Source organism: Chloroflexus sp. MS-G, from assembly GCF_000735195.1.
Taxonomy (GTDB): domain Bacteria; phylum Chloroflexota; class Chloroflexia; order Chloroflexales; family Chloroflexaceae; genus Chloroflexus.
Genome location: NZ_JPIM01000119.1, coordinates 1 through 13530, shown reverse-complemented (window position 1 = coordinate 13530; position 13530 = coordinate 1). Strand labels below are relative to the sequence as shown.

16 protein-coding genes, 1 pseudogene and 1 riboswitch are annotated in these 13530 nt (G+C 51.9%); of the genes and pseudogenes, 13 read left to right on the top strand and 4 right to left on the bottom strand.

Annotated features, from left to right (window positions below; all coding sequences use genetic code 11):
* Window positions 1-187: 187 nt before the first annotated feature.
* From JE47_RS0116860 to JE47_RS0116835, 6 genes are all read left to right on the top strand, one after another.
* Window positions 188-832 carry a hypothetical protein gene (locus JE47_RS0116860; RefSeq protein WP_031460879.1) on the top strand — a complete coding sequence of 215 codons (645 nt, stop codon included), beginning with the start codon at window positions 188-190 and terminating at the stop codon, window positions 830-832.
* A gap of 100 nt (window positions 833-932) precedes the next feature.
* Window positions 933-1835, top strand: a complete 903-nt coding sequence (locus tag JE47_RS0116855; protein WP_031460878.1) for a hypothetical protein — start codon at window positions 933-935, stop codon at window positions 1833-1835.
* A 12-nt stretch (window positions 1836-1847) separates the two neighbouring features.
* Window positions 1848-2090 (top strand): hypothetical protein, encoded by a 243-nt coding sequence (locus tag JE47_RS0116850; protein WP_031460877.1) that lies wholly within the window; start codon window positions 1848-1850, stop codon window positions 2088-2090.
* Between the two features lie 12 nt (window positions 2091-2102).
* Complete coding sequence (nadD, locus tag JE47_RS0116845) at window positions 2103-2717, top strand: nicotinate-nucleotide adenylyltransferase (RefSeq protein WP_031460876.1); 615 nt, start codon at window positions 2103-2105, stop codon at window positions 2715-2717.
* Between the two features lie 6 nt (window positions 2718-2723).
* Window positions 2724-3440, top strand: coding sequence for a 16S rRNA (guanine(527)-N(7))-methyltransferase RsmG (gene rsmG, locus JE47_RS0116840; RefSeq protein WP_031460875.1), 717 nt, complete (start codon window positions 2724-2726; stop codon window positions 3438-3440).
* 412 nt (window positions 3441-3852) lie between these two features.
* Window positions 3853-4515, top strand: coding sequence for a PspA/IM30 family protein (locus JE47_RS0116835; RefSeq protein ID WP_031460874.1), 663 nt, complete (start codon window positions 3853-3855; stop codon window positions 4513-4515).
* 326 nt (window positions 4516-4841) lie between these two features.
* Here JE47_RS0116835 and JE47_RS0116830 read toward each other — a convergent pair whose 3' ends face one another.
* Entirely contained in the window at window positions 4842-5423 is a 582-nt protein-coding gene (locus tag JE47_RS0116830) for a thymidine kinase (protein ID WP_031460873.1), read from the bottom strand.
* A 66-nt stretch (window positions 5424-5489) separates the two neighbouring features.
* Between JE47_RS0116830 and JE47_RS0116825 the strand changes: the two genes are divergently transcribed.
* Together JE47_RS0116825 and JE47_RS0116820 are read left to right on the top strand one after the other, a co-directional pair.
* Window positions 5490-6212 carry a TIGR00730 family Rossman fold protein gene (locus JE47_RS0116825; RefSeq protein WP_031460872.1) on the top strand — a complete coding sequence of 241 codons (723 nt, stop codon included), beginning with the start codon at window positions 5490-5492 and terminating at the stop codon, window positions 6210-6212.
* Window positions 6200-6415, top strand: coding sequence for a hypothetical protein (locus JE47_RS0116820; protein ID WP_031460871.1), 216 nt, complete (start codon window positions 6200-6202; stop codon window positions 6413-6415). The genes JE47_RS0116825 and JE47_RS0116820 overlap by 13 nt, the downstream gene beginning before the upstream one ends.
* Before the next feature lie 52 nt (window positions 6416-6467).
* Here JE47_RS0116820 and JE47_RS0116815 read toward each other — a convergent pair whose 3' ends face one another.
* Both JE47_RS0116815 and JE47_RS0116810 read right to left on the bottom strand, forming a co-directional pair.
* Window positions 6468-7976, bottom strand: coding sequence for a MutS-related protein (locus JE47_RS0116815; protein ID WP_031460870.1), 1509 nt, complete (start codon window positions 7974-7976; stop codon window positions 6468-6470).
* Window positions 7976-9496: a MutS-related protein gene (locus JE47_RS0116810; RefSeq protein WP_031460869.1), complete on the bottom strand. Its 1521-nt coding sequence runs from the start codon at window positions 9494-9496 to the stop codon at window positions 7976-7978. Before JE47_RS0116810 ends, JE47_RS0116815 begins: the two co-directional genes overlap by 1 nt.
* 63 nt (window positions 9497-9559) lie before the next feature.
* Window positions 9560-9621: riboswitch (Fluoride riboswitch) on the bottom strand.
* Between the two features lie 99 nt (window positions 9622-9720).
* Here JE47_RS0116810 and JE47_RS22275 point away from each other — a divergent pair.
* From JE47_RS22275 to JE47_RS20675, 5 genes and pseudogenes are all read left to right on the top strand, one after another.
* A pseudogene (locus JE47_RS22275) lies at window positions 9721-9930 on the top strand (transposase); the annotation flags it as partial.
* A gap of 236 nt (window positions 9931-10166) precedes the next feature.
* Entirely contained in the window at window positions 10167-10532 is a 366-nt protein-coding gene (locus JE47_RS22270; protein ID WP_236631276.1) for a transposase, read from the top strand.
* A 42-nt stretch (window positions 10533-10574) separates the two neighbouring features.
* Entirely contained in the window at window positions 10575-11807 is a 1233-nt protein-coding gene (locus tag JE47_RS0116800) for a hypothetical protein (protein WP_031460868.1), read from the top strand.
* Between the two features lie 426 nt (window positions 11808-12233).
* Window positions 12234-12455 (top strand): hypothetical protein, encoded by a 222-nt coding sequence (locus JE47_RS0116795; protein ID WP_031460867.1) that lies wholly within the window; start codon window positions 12234-12236, stop codon window positions 12453-12455.
* A 3-nt stretch (window positions 12456-12458) separates the two neighbouring features.
* Window positions 12459-12707, top strand: a complete 249-nt coding sequence (locus JE47_RS20675; protein ID WP_051871191.1) for a type II toxin-antitoxin system RelE family toxin — start codon at window positions 12459-12461, stop codon at window positions 12705-12707.
* A gap of 24 nt (window positions 12708-12731) precedes the next feature.
* On the opposite strand, the gene JE47_RS0116785 is transcribed toward JE47_RS20675, so the two are convergent.
* A partial coding sequence (locus tag JE47_RS0116785) for an IS5 family transposase (protein ID WP_031460866.1) occupies window positions 12732-13530 on the bottom strand: 799 nt, incomplete at its 5' end.

Sequence of the window (13530 nt, the reverse complement as noted above, 5' to 3'; positions counted from 1 at the left end):
GAGGGCCGGAGGGAAGGTGAGGGCCGCCAGGCACGCTTTGCAGTACAGCCATTGAAAACGTTAAAGAACCTGATGCGTTATTTCCTTCATATTGACTCTACACAAAAATATCATAGAATAGTAGATACGACACAAGCGTTGTGTCGCTGGCCGTTCTTTATCTGTAGAAAGCGCATGGTTTTGAGCGATGCGCCAGCATTATGGCTGGATCATTCTGGCAGGTGTGGTTGTTGCATTGAGTGGCTGTCTTTCGACATTACCCACCCATCTGGATGTGAGCGGACCATTACCGGCAACATTGCCACCACTGGCACAAACACTCCGTGCAGCGACAGCACCGACGTTACCAACGCCGGTGCAATCGCCATTTGTACCTTCAATCACTAGCACAGCAACAGTGGCCATTATCGTCACAACTCCCGAACCGGCAACTGTCATTCCGCCAACACCTACCCTGGCACCGGTGCCAACACTCGTCTTACCAACCTTACCTGCACTCTCGAATGAAGAACGATGGCGTTTTCAGCAGCTTAACCGCCAAATTTTTCCTGAACCTCGTTTATATAGTACAAAACGCAGTCAACTGTATTGGTATGATCCAGTAAATCAGCAATCTGTTTTGCTTGGTGTTATAAATGGTGAATTTATAGCACAAGCCACCTTTACATTTCGTGAAAATGGTCAATTAGCGCTCGAGGTGCCTTATGAAATTAACCGCAGTTACGGTCTTTCAGCGCTCTCTCCCGCAGTTATCGAGCGTATCCGTGCCGCTGGCTTCACTGATTGGATAGAAACATTCGTATTCCTGACTTCCGACGTTCAACCAAAGTAGTTTGAATGGTTACAACGTGTTTCCGGTGTCGTTGTATAATAGAGTTGCTTATCCTCGAATTATTTTTGCTCTTGCTCAGAGTTAGGAGAAGGAAATCGCCGTGAGTAGCCGCTATCTTGAAATGGTACGTGGTCAACGTCGCCGAAGTGGATGGCAATTTACCTCGAAATCATTGCTCGCCATTCTGGCATTCATTGCCATGATCGGCTCAGCCGTCTACTGGTGGGGGGTGCAAAGCCAGTTGACCGGTAACTGGATTATTGCAGCCGCGTATACCGCAATTCTGGTTCTGGCGCCACCTAGTCTGATGTCGTTCCTCATCCCCTGGTCACCCGGAGGGATGCTGCTCCAGAAGATTAATGCCCGCACCTGGGGCTATGTTGCAGTGATGATTGCTGCCCTGTACCTTGTGTATTATTCGTTCGAGATTCAATGGACATGGTGGGCATCCCAACCGGTTGTGCAAAGCACCGGTCTGGTTATTCAGCAAGTGTTGATAGGGATTATTGGCTTTATCATTATTCCGGCCCTCCTCTGGACGCCAGTGACCTCCGAAGAGTTGGTTGAACAGGTTCGCCAGGCCCATCTGGTCCGCCGTTACGAATTGCAGACGCAGGCTGATATTGCTATTCTTCGCGCAACGCTGCTTCGTGCTCAGGAAAAAGCATTAATTGGGTTTGCCAATCTCACTGTTCAGGAACGTGAAGAGCTGGCCTCGGTGATGCGTGGATTGGTAAAGGGTATTGATGCCACGTTACGCGATATTGGTGAGAGTGTGAAAACCGTGAGTGGTGCAACCATTCCGTTCAATAGCCTGGAAGATAATGAAGACATCCGACAATACCTCGATTTTGTCGCTGAGACCCTGACTGAAAACTCTCTCTTGCCACGCCGTTCATCAGCAACCGGCCAATCTGAAGCGGCAACCCGCCAAATCACTCCCTCCGATCACGATGAGTATTATGACGATGATCGCAGGACTCGCGTCCTTAGACATCGCTAAGCGAGAGCATTTATGCGCGGTTACCGTTTTACCACTGACAACCGCCTTCCTGAACGTGATCTGACCGAGCTGGCTGATGAGCTGGCGATACAGTTACATTATGCCTTGGGCGAACGGGTCAGCCTCTTACCACGCAGCGATGTTGCTGAGCTGATCTGGCCGTATATCGATGATCTCCATCCCGACGATCAGAACGATGTTGTCTGGCTCGTCTGGCATCTCTTTCAGGAAGCTCGTGAGCTGAGCGAGGAGTGAGTTACCTGCCCCATGCCTACTCTTCGCCGGTTAGGGATCTACGGTGGCGCATTCGATCCGATTCATTTCGGCCACCTGGCAATTGCTGAAGAGGCACGCTGGGCATGTGGCCTCGATCAGGTACTGATGATCCCAACCGCTTCGCAGCCGCTAAAACCAGGCCATTACGTCGCAGCCCATCATCGCCTGGCAATGGTTCGTCTGGCTTGCACTGGGAACCCGGCTCTCATTCCTTCAGCGCTTGAACTGGAACGACCGCCTCCGTCATACACTATCGACACGCTCCGTATTTGCCAGACCCGGTATGGAACTGACGTAGAACTGGTTTTGATCGTCGGTGCTGATGCGGCTGCCGATTTACCGCGTTGGCGCGATTGTGAACAGATTCCACATATCGCCCGCCTAGCAATCGTTCACCGGCCGGGTTATACCGTCTGTCTAGACACAATCCTCGCCGCAATACCCGCTTTTGCCAACCGGATCACCGTCATCGAAGGACCACAACTCGCTATTTCCAGTACCGATCTCCGTCGTCGTCTTGCCGACGGTCGCCCGGTACGGTATCAGTTGCCCGATGCAGTTCTTGACTACATCATCCAACACCGCCTGTATCAGGCAGAGGAATAAGGACGCATGACCGACAATGCCGAACAGTTGCTCAGAGAAACAACTGCCGAGTGGGGTATCCCGCTAAGCGATGCCCAGATCGCCCAGTTTCAGCGTTACCTCGACGAGTTGACGATCTGGAACGAGCGGTTCAATCTCACTGCCATTCACGACCGTAAGGCAATGGTGCGTCGCCATCTGCTCGACTCGCTCTGGCTGGCCCGTGTTTGGCCTGCAATCCCCGACAGCCTGATCGATATCGGCAGTGGCGCCGGTTTTCCTGCTCTGCCGCTCAAAATTGTATATCCTGCATTACCGGTGACCTTAGTTGAAGCTACGGCGAAGAAGGCAGCATTTTTGCAGCATATCATCGATTGTCTCAATCTCAGTGACGTGCGCGTTTTAAACGAGCGGATCGAGGTGGTGGGCCGCAACCCGACTGAACGCGAACGCTACCAGATTGTTACCGCCCGTGCCGTAGCCGAGCTGCGGGTCCTGGTTGAATATGCTCTCCCGCTCTTACGAGTTGGCGGACATTTGCTGGCACCAAAGGGAAGAAACCCGGCAGCAGAGATCGCGGCAGCCAACTCTGCCCTGCAACAGCTCGGCGGCCAAATAAGCGCCTGTCTACCGGTAACCATCCCCGATGAAGAACCGCGTAGCCTGGTGATAGTAACGAAAATCGCCCCTACATCCTCCCGCTTCCCACGTGCCATTGGTGTGCCAGCACGCCGACCGTTATAATGCCAGATCGATTCCGCAATCGGCCTCCACCACTGCCCGCTAGCAGTGGCAGCTTCCGGTTGCGGTCAGGCTCCGCGTCGGTGCACCGATCATACCGTCAACGCACGGGAGGGGCAAGGCCCTGCGGACAAACAAACAGGTCAGCACGGGAGGCGATCAACGGAAGGGAATCACTGCGCCACGATGTTCACTCATATACGGCTCTTCGCAATAGATGATATAACAGTCGGCTCTCTCCATGTGCGCAGAATCTTCCCGCACCAGGCTGAAACTTTTCTGCCTATCACAACGTACAGATCAGTGGTTGTAGAAGCACGTTCGGCATGCTACAATGCAGACAGTTTTCTCACGCTGGATACGCAAAGCTACAGCCACAGCTCATGAGTACCGATACTGATAAGGAGGAGCATCTATGTCCATTCTCGGTCGGATCAAAGACCTGATCAGCGCCAACATCAATGCGATGCTCGACAAAGCGGAGGACCCAGAGAAGATGGCGAACGAATACCTGCGCCAGTTAACGAATGAGTTATACGAAGCACGAACCGGCGTTGCCCAAGCCATGGCTGATGAAACACGCCTCGAGCAGCGTCGTATCGCGGCTGAAGCGGAAGTTGAGCAGTGGCAAATAAAGGCCGAGCGTGCTCTGCGTGCCGGCGATGAAGCTCTGGCTAAAGCCGCCCTGGCGCGTAAGGTCCAGGCGCAGAAACTTGCCGAGCAGTACCGCGCTCAGGAAAAGGCGCAAGAAGAGCAGGTTGAAGCACTCCAGCAGGCCCTCATTGACCTCGAAACACGGATTGCTGAAGTGAAAGCCCGCAAAGAGCTGATCATCGCCAAGAAGAATCGTGCCCAAACCCAGGAAGCGATCCAGCGCACCGCAGCCTCGATTGGTCGAGTCAGTGCCCTCGATAAGCTCGATCAGCTTGAAGAAAAGGTCGATGACCGGCTGGCAAAGGCCGAAGCAATGGCTAAGCTTGAAGGTGATACCTTAGAGGCGCGCTTCCGCCAGCTTGAAAAAGATACCGAGGTAGATGTCGAACTGGCCGAACTGAAGCGTAAGCTGGGCTTGAGCTGATTCACTTATCGTATCGGTGAATGACGCGAATGAGATGGGGGCGCATCCGTTTTACCACGATAGTGACGGTTATCTGATCTGATAAGCGTATCTACTATGCTGAAAGGAACACACTTCCTCGTTCTGATGACGAGGAAGTGTGTTCTGTAGCGTTGCCAGCGACTTAACACCTGAGAACGCTGTCCTCTCCCCCGCATCCCGTAGTGACAGGAGGCAGGTCCTGCATCAGATGCACCGCACATCGCTCTCAAGAGGGCAATAGGCATCTGTAGGGCATCAGACACGCGCAAACAGTGAATGCGTCTCCCGCGTGCCCGTGGTATCACCTACAACGCCGGTTCGTAACAGGCTCGGCAGCGCGCCTCATACATATCCAGACCGCCGACTACAATCGTCGGTGCATTAGCCGGTGCTGGCTTGCCATCAATTAATCGTTGCGAGCGCGTCGCATACGCTCCGCACTTGACACAAATTGCGTACAGCTTATCGACCTGTTCGGCTAACGCCAACAGGTGCATCATCGCCGGAAACGGCTCTGCACGGTAATTTAGATCGAGACCGGCAACAATCACTCGCACTCCCCGGTCGGCCAGCCATTGACAACCGCGCACCATTTCAGCCGGATCATCGTCGAAGAGATGGAGTTCATCAATTGCCACGACTTGCACATCGCTCGCATGAAACAGAATTTCGCGCATCGTTGATACGGTAATTGCCTCAAGCCGACTCCCGCTGTGACTTGCTACCTGCCCCTCGGCATAGCGAGTGTCCATACGTGGGGTAAAGATGCGGAACGATTGCCGAGCAATGCGCACCTGTCGCATACGGCGGATCAATTCCTCAGTTTTGCCGCTATACATGCAACCGCAAATGACTTCGATTCGACCACCATCACCTGGACGTGTCATCCATTCCTCCGAAATTGTAGTATCCTATTGGCAGTATTGCCCATTAACGTGCGGAGTATACCACATATGTCACGCCAGACTGAAGACGAACGCCTGTTACAGACCGAACCTGTTCGACAACCATACCACTTCACCCATACTGATACCTGGCGGGTATTACGGATTATGGGCGAATTTGTTGAAGGCTTTGAGAACATGGCCGGCCTGGGTCCGGCAGTCTCAATCTTCGGCTCAGCCCGCATTTTATCCGATTCGCCCATCTATGCGGCTGCTGTCGAAACCGCCCGCCTCCTGGCTCAGGCAGGCTTCACGATCATCACCGGCGGTGGCCCTGGCCTGATGGAAGCTGCAAACAAAGGCGCACGTGCAGGTGGTGGTCGTTCGGTCGGCTGCACTATCGAATTACCGTTTGAGTCCGGCGCCAATCCCTTCGTCGATCTCGAAGTGCGCTTCCGCTATTTCTTCATTCGCAAAATAATGTTTGTCAAATACGCTCAGGCATTTGTGATCTTCCCCGGTGGCTTCGGCACGCTCGACGAACTGTTTGAGGCGCTGACCCTGATCCAAACCGGAAAAATTCACGACTTTCCGGTTATTCTCTATGGCTCTGATTTCTGGCAGGGCATGGTTGATTGGGCACGTCATACCTTGCTCGCCAACGGCACTATTTCGCAAAGCGATCTCGATCGGCTGCAAATTTGTGATGACCCGCAACAGATTTGTGCCCAGATTGTTGCATCGTATCAACAACGGTATGGGAAGCGAGGGAACGAGCCGTGGATACACTGATATGGCCTGCGAACGATCAGCTTTGTACCCTGTTAAGACGTTATTACTGCGGTGAGGCAGGTCTCTGGGCCGAAATTCTGGCCTGCGTCGATCAAGAGCTGATGAGACGTCAACTTCCGGTCGCACCGCGGCATGTGCGATTCCGCCGAACAACCGATGGCTATTTAGTGGAGGTGCGTTCAGCCGAAGGGTTTCAGGTGTAAATGCGTGAAACAGCTCTTTTGCTTTCAGCGCAGAGCATGGATGGGTAACGGCTCAGCTATCTGTGATTTCTACCCCAAATATCTTTCGGTAGAGATCTGCCCCATAGCTGGTTTCGAGCGGCATGCCCTCTTTGATCTTAAAAGTACGTCTCCCATCCGGTAAGCGCTCAGCACGCAGGAAAAGAACATTATCTTTACCGATAAAAGAGCGGGCGAATTCAGAGAGATGGGTCACACAGTAGATTTTAATCTTCTTGTCGAGCAACGCACGAACAATTTGCCCGGCAATTTCCGAGCCTTCACGTTCATTGGTAGCGGCAAAGGCTTCATTCAATAGAAGCATGGCATTGGGAGTAAGATGGTCAACGATCGTACTCATCCGTGCGAGTTCCTCTTCAAACTTTCCCTTCACCATTGTCTTGTCTTCTTCGCGCCTGAAGTGAGTAAACAGAGCGCTTGCCAGATTGGCTTGAAACGCTGCGGCTGGAACAAACATACCGCATTGCATCATCATCTGTGCCTGACCGAGACTCCGTAGGAAAACGGTTTTGCCACCTCGGTTTGGCCCAGTAACAATAAGAAGCGATGTTCCATCAGCGGCAATATCATTACCGGTTACTGATGTTTTCATCGTCAATGCTAGGGCAACGTCGTACAACCCTACACACGAGCAGGAACGCTCATCGGCAGGCGCTGGCTGCGGAAAGGTAACGGGTTGGTCGAGCTGTGTGAGCTGCCTGTACAGGTTTAGACAGCCAATGTAGAATGCCAGCTCACGCCGTAGAACCTCGAAGAAGTGTTCTATGTGTGCAGCGGCCTGGGCCACTACACTGGCGGTACGGGCAAGCCCCTGGTCGCGTAATTCACCCAATACCTGAATCCCAGCATCATCGCGTGGGTGGAGCGTATACGAATAGACTGGCGTATGGGCAGTGAAAAGACGTTGCAGCCAGTTCCGACCGACGTTGTTCGGACGACAGAGAACGTAGTCGCTACCTTCGTTCCCTTTTCCCAATTGTGCTCTGAGCAAGACACCCTGTGGGAAGCGTAACTGCTGAATATGTTGTTCCACTTGGGCCAGATATTCATCATCAAGCTCGTGCTGGATCATGGTGAAGAAGCGGCGAAAGCCCGGAGATGTGAAGGTCGATACATGTTGGTCAGCAATCTGTCGTAACCGACGGAGGAGGTCTAAAGAGATTTCCAACAATTCACGGGCACCGCTTAGAAGGGAACTCGGTGATGCGCGGAACGAGGAAATCCACAGCCAACGCTTGCGCTTACGCTCAAGAAATGCTAGTGGAATCTGGTATAGCTGCCTGACAACATCAGGGTACCGGATGCAGTCTTTCAAGATGTCCTGGCGATATAGAATCGGTGTGAGTTCAGTCAACGATGACAACACAACTTGACGGACCACCTGCAACACGAATTCGTCACCCTGTGCCATCGCTTCAAACAAGATGGGCAAACCCAGATCTCGGATCACATCATCGATGAGCGGTGGTAATGGTGAAGACAGGTCAAAATCCTGATCGGGATGGAGCAAAAACACCTTCATCATGACAATCGCTCCTGAAGTTGTTCATAGGTGAGACCATACGTGCGCGCCAGTGAGATGGCATAAGCCAGGCCATCGGCTGGTCTGCGGGTTATTTTGAAAGTACGCCTGGCAGGATCAGCAGCGTCTATCGACGCTACCATACTGACCGTCTTTTCGCTCAACGAGGCCAGTTCGTCGAAAAATGTTACCCAGACTCCCAAAACATCGAGCGCTATCAGACGAGCCATGATCTCCTTACTCAAGAAGAGAGCATCCTGAACAGTGGTGGATGAGAAGATCTCATTCAGGATAAACACACTGTTTGGTGTAGCCTGCGCGAGCGCATCGTGGATGCGGAGCAGGTCATCCTCTAGTTTTCCGCGCAGATTCTGTAGATTCTCTGTGCGCTCGAAATGGGTGAAGATGTTGTCGGCCAGAAAGAGCGCTGCCTGCCGACCAGGAACGGGGCAGCCAAGACTGGCCAGATAGTGAGCTTGACCAATCATGCGGGCAAATGTCGTTTTGCCCCCCTGGTTTGGCCCTGTGACAACGAGAATACGTTCCGGATCATTGAGAAAAAAGTCGTTCCGCACAATGATGTTTGCATTGTGCCGCAAAGTGTGAGCCAGCGCCAGATCAAAGCCGTCGCGCACAAAGATCGATTTGTTGGTTGTGCTGACGCGAGGATAGCAAAAGGGTAAATGCTGGGCTTTAAAATCGGCAATAAAGTCAAGATAAGCAACATAGAACTGTATCTCACGGTCGAACGTCTCAATAGTTTGATCGAGAAATTGGGGATGTTGGCGGCAGAAATGATCTAGGGCAGTGAAGGGTTCAGGGTATAACAGGGCAACAGAATCGAGAATCTTAGCCTCAATATGACTCATTCCGTTGCGTTTTGACAGATGCAAGAATTCATCCGACGTATCACGTTGCTTAAACTTTTTGAAGGTATTCTCTATATCCAGGCTGTAATCAACCTCGTCCTCGTAGGGCTTGACCTTGAAACTCCCACTCTCGATGATGACGCAATACCTGATCGCGGACAGAAACCGCTTGACCTGCTGCCCTTCAGCCGCCAGCGATTGGTATCCCGACGACCGAACGTAATGCTTCAGATATTCACGGAACGCTACAAGACCGCGCGAACGCAGTGAAAGATTGTCCAGGTTGCGTGCAAGAGAATCTACTGTGTTACAATACACTAAAACCGCTTCAAGAAACCAACCTTTTTTGTGATAGTCAACGTCAAGTTTGTCAATCATTGTCAGATAGCGCCGTACCGTGCCCATACCCTCCGCAAATGCTTTGATCGCCATCATCACCGGCTCGTGTTCCAGGTCTTGAAACACTTCTTGTCGATAGTAAACCGTTTCGACATCACGCAGAGGAGTCCAGAAAAAGGATTGGAGCTGGTATCCCGGTTTGAGACTAGTAATAGCTGCGACTATTTGATCCAGATTCAGATCGGAAAAGAAAGCGGGCTGAACGCTGGCAAGCGGGCGATGTTCATCGTGGTTATGAAGAATGGAGATCATGGAATCCCTCGTACTACACAGAACACTTGCGGCGTAAAGAAAAAACCTCTACAGAGAACTTACTCCTCTGTAGAGGCTATCAGCCTAAAAGGCAATTGACGGTGAGCCTCATCACCGGTAACTCACTGAGATCATTCTACTCTCAAAAGAACAAATGTCAAATCAGCATCTAATGTGTGGTATAATGATAGTGACCATGCCGTTCTGATGAGGAGCAATCTGGTATGCCACAACGTGCATTTCGATCCTATCCAACCAAGGATGCGACCGATCTGACCGATGAGCAATGGGCCGCCATCACGCCGCTCGTCACCGCGCCGTCGCCCAACGGCGGCCGCCCGACCGAAATTGATCGCCGCGCGATCGTCAACGTGCTGCGCTCCAAAAATCGCACCGGTTGCCAATGGCGCATGCTTCCGAACGATGTTCCGCCAATGCGTTCCGTTCGCTCCTATTTCGACAAATGGAATCGTGATGGAACCTTTATAAACATCAATGATACGCTGCGGAAACTGGCGCGACAAGTGCTTGATCGCGATCCGGAGCCGTCCATCAGCGTCCTGGACTCCCAATCCGTCAAAACGACCGAAGCAGGCGGAGAGCGCGGCGACGATGGGGAAAAAAGGTCAACGGGCGCAAACGGCAATTCTGGGTTGATACAAATGGGTTCTTGCTGCGCGTGCTCGTCCATCCGGCAGACATTTCTGATACTGAAGGCGCCAAGTGGCTTCTCGCCGCGCATTATCAATCATTTCCCCGGATGCGCGAGATTCGCGTGGATGAGGGGTACAAAAAAGGGTTAGATGAATGGCTGCGACAGAACACAGCGATACGCCTGAATGTCATTGAAAAACCGCTGGGACAAACGGGATTTGCGGTCATTCCGAAGCGCTGGGTGGTGGAACGCTCGATTGCGTGGGCAGGGCGCAATCGCTTGGTGAGCAAGGAATACAACCGCAACCCAGAATCAAGCGAAGCCTTTCTTTATCTCGGTTCTATTGCAATGCTTCTGAATAGGCTTTATCCGAGGTGTTAGTTTTTGATCACGCTCTTAGTAGTCCGGTAGGGGAGAGTTTTCGTGAAAATCGTATCTCCGTCTGCGATCAAGGGTTCAAAAGTATACTTTACTGGTACTGATCGCGCTGCACAGCGAAGAGTTCGTCTGAGCCAGAGAACTCTTGAGGAGAAGATAAAACTCCTCTGCATTCTCAATGATCACGTAGTGATTGCAACATCACACATCTTTGAATCCCCTTTGACTTATCGAGTGATCTTGAAGAACAGACTTCTATTAGAGAGCGGTATCATACTCCCAGCCTTACGAGATACTTGCCGTGATTTCCAGGATTTCAAAGAGCAGAAACAGGTGGAACAAGCAAAAGGGAAATATTATGGCAAGCAAAGTTGGGAGATCACGCACTTTCTACAGTCCATAACTGACACAGTGGTATCTTGGAGACTCCAAATCACTCGGGAGGATTTCAAGGCGAGTCTTCTGAGAGATCTGTCAGCGCCATCCTCGTTGATTTGCAGGGAGCTAGGCCTTTCGGAAAAACAGTACCAAAGTCTGTTGATGCAGCTACAAGCACTCGAGAACATATCGCGCGAAGGGATTATCCAAGCAACACAACATTTTCCAGATACGATACAGTCACAACTAGCCCATTACGTTGACATCAACTACTACATAGCCGGAGCCTCAGCGGTTGAAAGCGATCCAGTATTCGCTACTCTACGAGACGTGCGGTTCACCCGCGACAAGGTAGAGAGAGCTTCAAATTCTTACGAACGGCTGGACTTTGATGTTGAGTTGTTCAGAGAGCTCTTGGTTTCCCTGGATGTATCAGCGGATATGCTCAGTAAACTGACAGATAGAGACATAGTGAATCTTCGTCAAGACAGTGTGCTTAAAGAGTTTAGACACTGCTACAGTACAATTATTGAGAACGTACGCCAGGCATTACCAGAGCCGACCGCTTCAGTGTATGACGCGAAACGTCTGGCTCAAGAAGCAAAGCAGATTATGGGCAGCTATGTAAGGGATAAGCTGAGACAAGAACTGGCAAGTGAACAGAGTTTGCGCAAGATCGCAAGAGCAATCCGGATATCGGGATTCGTTACTGCATTTGTGTCCCTTCTATCACTCCCGTTGCTTCCACCACCGCTAGAAACGGTAGGCGGGGTCACAGGCGCAGTAGGGACAGCTCTACAACTTGCGGATCCCTTATTGCAAAAGGTACTTGTGGAACCGAAGCGGGGGGAGCTCGTTCTATTTGCCGCAAGGCTTCACGAGTTTACCAGGAAGTATTGAGATGGCTATCGCGCCTGACATGCGCATCAAGCCGACACGCTCCGCTCTGCTTCGCTTCGCGTGCGGTTGGTGTTCAAGCCGTTGCGCGGCAGTACGGAAACGCATTGTGTGTGCCAGCACAGGATAACCGTGATAGAATCTAACGAAGGTATGTAACGTGGTTTTGGAAGCGAACGCCTGTATTCGGTGGAGACCGTCGGACGTTTTGCACAGATCCGTCAGAAACTGAAAAGGCAAGAAGGCGCCGGGTTTCAGCCACCATGTCAACCTTTTCAGGCAGGGCAGGTTTATTCTCCCACGAACGGGCCAGCGAGCACACGCATCAAGCCGACCCGCAACGCTCGCACCGCTTGTCCGGCGCGGTTGAAGCGCAAGCTGTTAGCCAGCGCATTGTGTGATATGTCTTCGCAAATTAAGGAGAGAAACATGGAGCATACAACAATTGCCGACATGACTGTGGACGACTTGAGAAAGCTCATCCGCGACACAGTTATTCAGACATTGTCTGAAATGCTGGGCGATCCTGACGAAGGTCTCAAACTCAGAGACGAGTTTAAGCTCGAACTTCAACGTGCTCTGGCTACAGATGAAGCAGGTAAAACAATTTCTGCTCAGGAGGTTGCCGCCAGACTTGGTCTGACGTGGTGAAACATGGCTCAGGTAGAGTTTACGGAATCGGCGCAAAGTGATCTGGCCCGCCTTGACAAGCCTGTAGCGCAACGAGTGCTGAAAAAGTTGCGTTGGTTGGCGGAAAATCTTGAAGTTGTCACCCCGGAAGCACTCACAGGTCAATGGCAAGGCGTATTCAAATTGCGCGTTGGAGCTTATCGAGTGCTGTACACCAACCAGCGATTTGGAGAAGCAAAAGATTATTGTGCGCTTTGTCAGGCATCGTCGTGAAGTTTATAAGAACGTGATCAAAAACTAACATCTCGGATAGAGCCGATTCAGGAGCATTGCAATAGAACCGAGATAAAGAAAGGCTTCGCTTGATTCTGGGTTGCGGTTGTTGCGGCGAATAATTATTCGCCGCAACAACCGATGGCGTCCCGCCCACGCAATCGAGCGTTCCACCACCCATCGCTTCGGAATGACCGCAAATCCCTTTTGTCCAGGCGGTTTTTCAATGACATTCAGGCGTATCGTCGTGTTCTGTTGCATCCATTCATTTAACCCTTGTTTGTATCCTTCATCCACCCGAATTTCTTGCATCCGAGGAAACGATTGATGATGCGCGGCCAAAAGCCACTCCGCGCCTTCGGTATCAGAAATGTCTGCCGGATGGACGAGCACGCGCAGCAAGAACCCATTGGTGTCAACCCAGAATTGCCGTTTGCGCCCATTGACCTTTTTTTCCCCATCATAACCGCGTTCTCCGCCTGCTTCGGTCGTTGTGACGGATTGGGAGTCCAGGACGCTGATGGACGGCTCTGGGTCGCGGTTCAACGCTTGTCGCGCTAGTTTCCGCAGCATATCATTCATTTTGACGAACGTTCCATCACGATTCCATGTGTCAAAATAGTACCGAACAGCGCTCATTAGCGGAAAATCTTTCGGAAGCATGCGCCATTGACAGCCTGTGCGATGGTTGTCCAGCAGGGCGTTGACGATCGCACGGCGATCGATGTCGGTCGGACGCCCGCCGTTGGGCGACGGGGTGACGACCAGTGGCGCGATGGCGGCCCATTGCGCATCGGTCAGATCGGTCGCATCCTTGGTTGGG

Bases quoted from the DNA above. Each gene is read 5' to 3' on its own strand.
- JE47_RS0116860 (WP_031460879.1), top strand. From the start codon at position 188: ATGCGCCAGCATTATGGCTGGATCATTCTGGCAGGTGTGGTTGTTGCA.
- JE47_RS0116850 (WP_031460877.1), top strand. From the start codon at position 1,848: ATGCGCGGTTACCGTTTTACCACTGACAACCGCCTTCCTGAACGTGAT.
- nadD (WP_031460876.1), top strand. From the start codon at position 2,103: ATGCCTACTCTTCGCCGGTTAGGGATCTACGGTGGCGCATTCGATCCG.
- rsmG (WP_031460875.1), top strand. From the start codon at position 2,724: ATGACCGACAATGCCGAACAGTTGCTCAGAGAAACAACTGCCGAGTGG.
- JE47_RS0116835 (WP_031460874.1), top strand. From the start codon at position 3,853: ATGTCCATTCTCGGTCGGATCAAAGACCTGATCAGCGCCAACATCAAT.
- JE47_RS0116830 (WP_031460873.1), bottom strand. From the start codon at position 5,423: ATGACACGTCCAGGTGATGGTGGTCGAATCGAAGTCATTTGCGGTTGC.
- JE47_RS0116825 (WP_031460872.1), top strand. From the start codon at position 5,490: ATGTCACGCCAGACTGAAGACGAACGCCTGTTACAGACCGAACCTGTT.
- JE47_RS0116815 (WP_031460870.1), bottom strand. From the start codon at position 7,976: ATGAAGGTGTTTTTGCTCCATCCCGATCAGGATTTTGACCTGTCTTCA.
- JE47_RS0116810 (WP_031460869.1), bottom strand. From the start codon at position 9,496: ATGATCTCCATTCTTCATAACCACGATGAACATCGCCCGCTTGCCAGC.
- JE47_RS0116795 (WP_031460867.1), top strand. From the start codon at position 12,234: ATGGAGCATACAACAATTGCCGACATGACTGTGGACGACTTGAGAAAG.
- JE47_RS20675 (WP_051871191.1), top strand. From the start codon at position 12,459: ATGGCTCAGGTAGAGTTTACGGAATCGGCGCAAAGTGATCTGGCCCGC.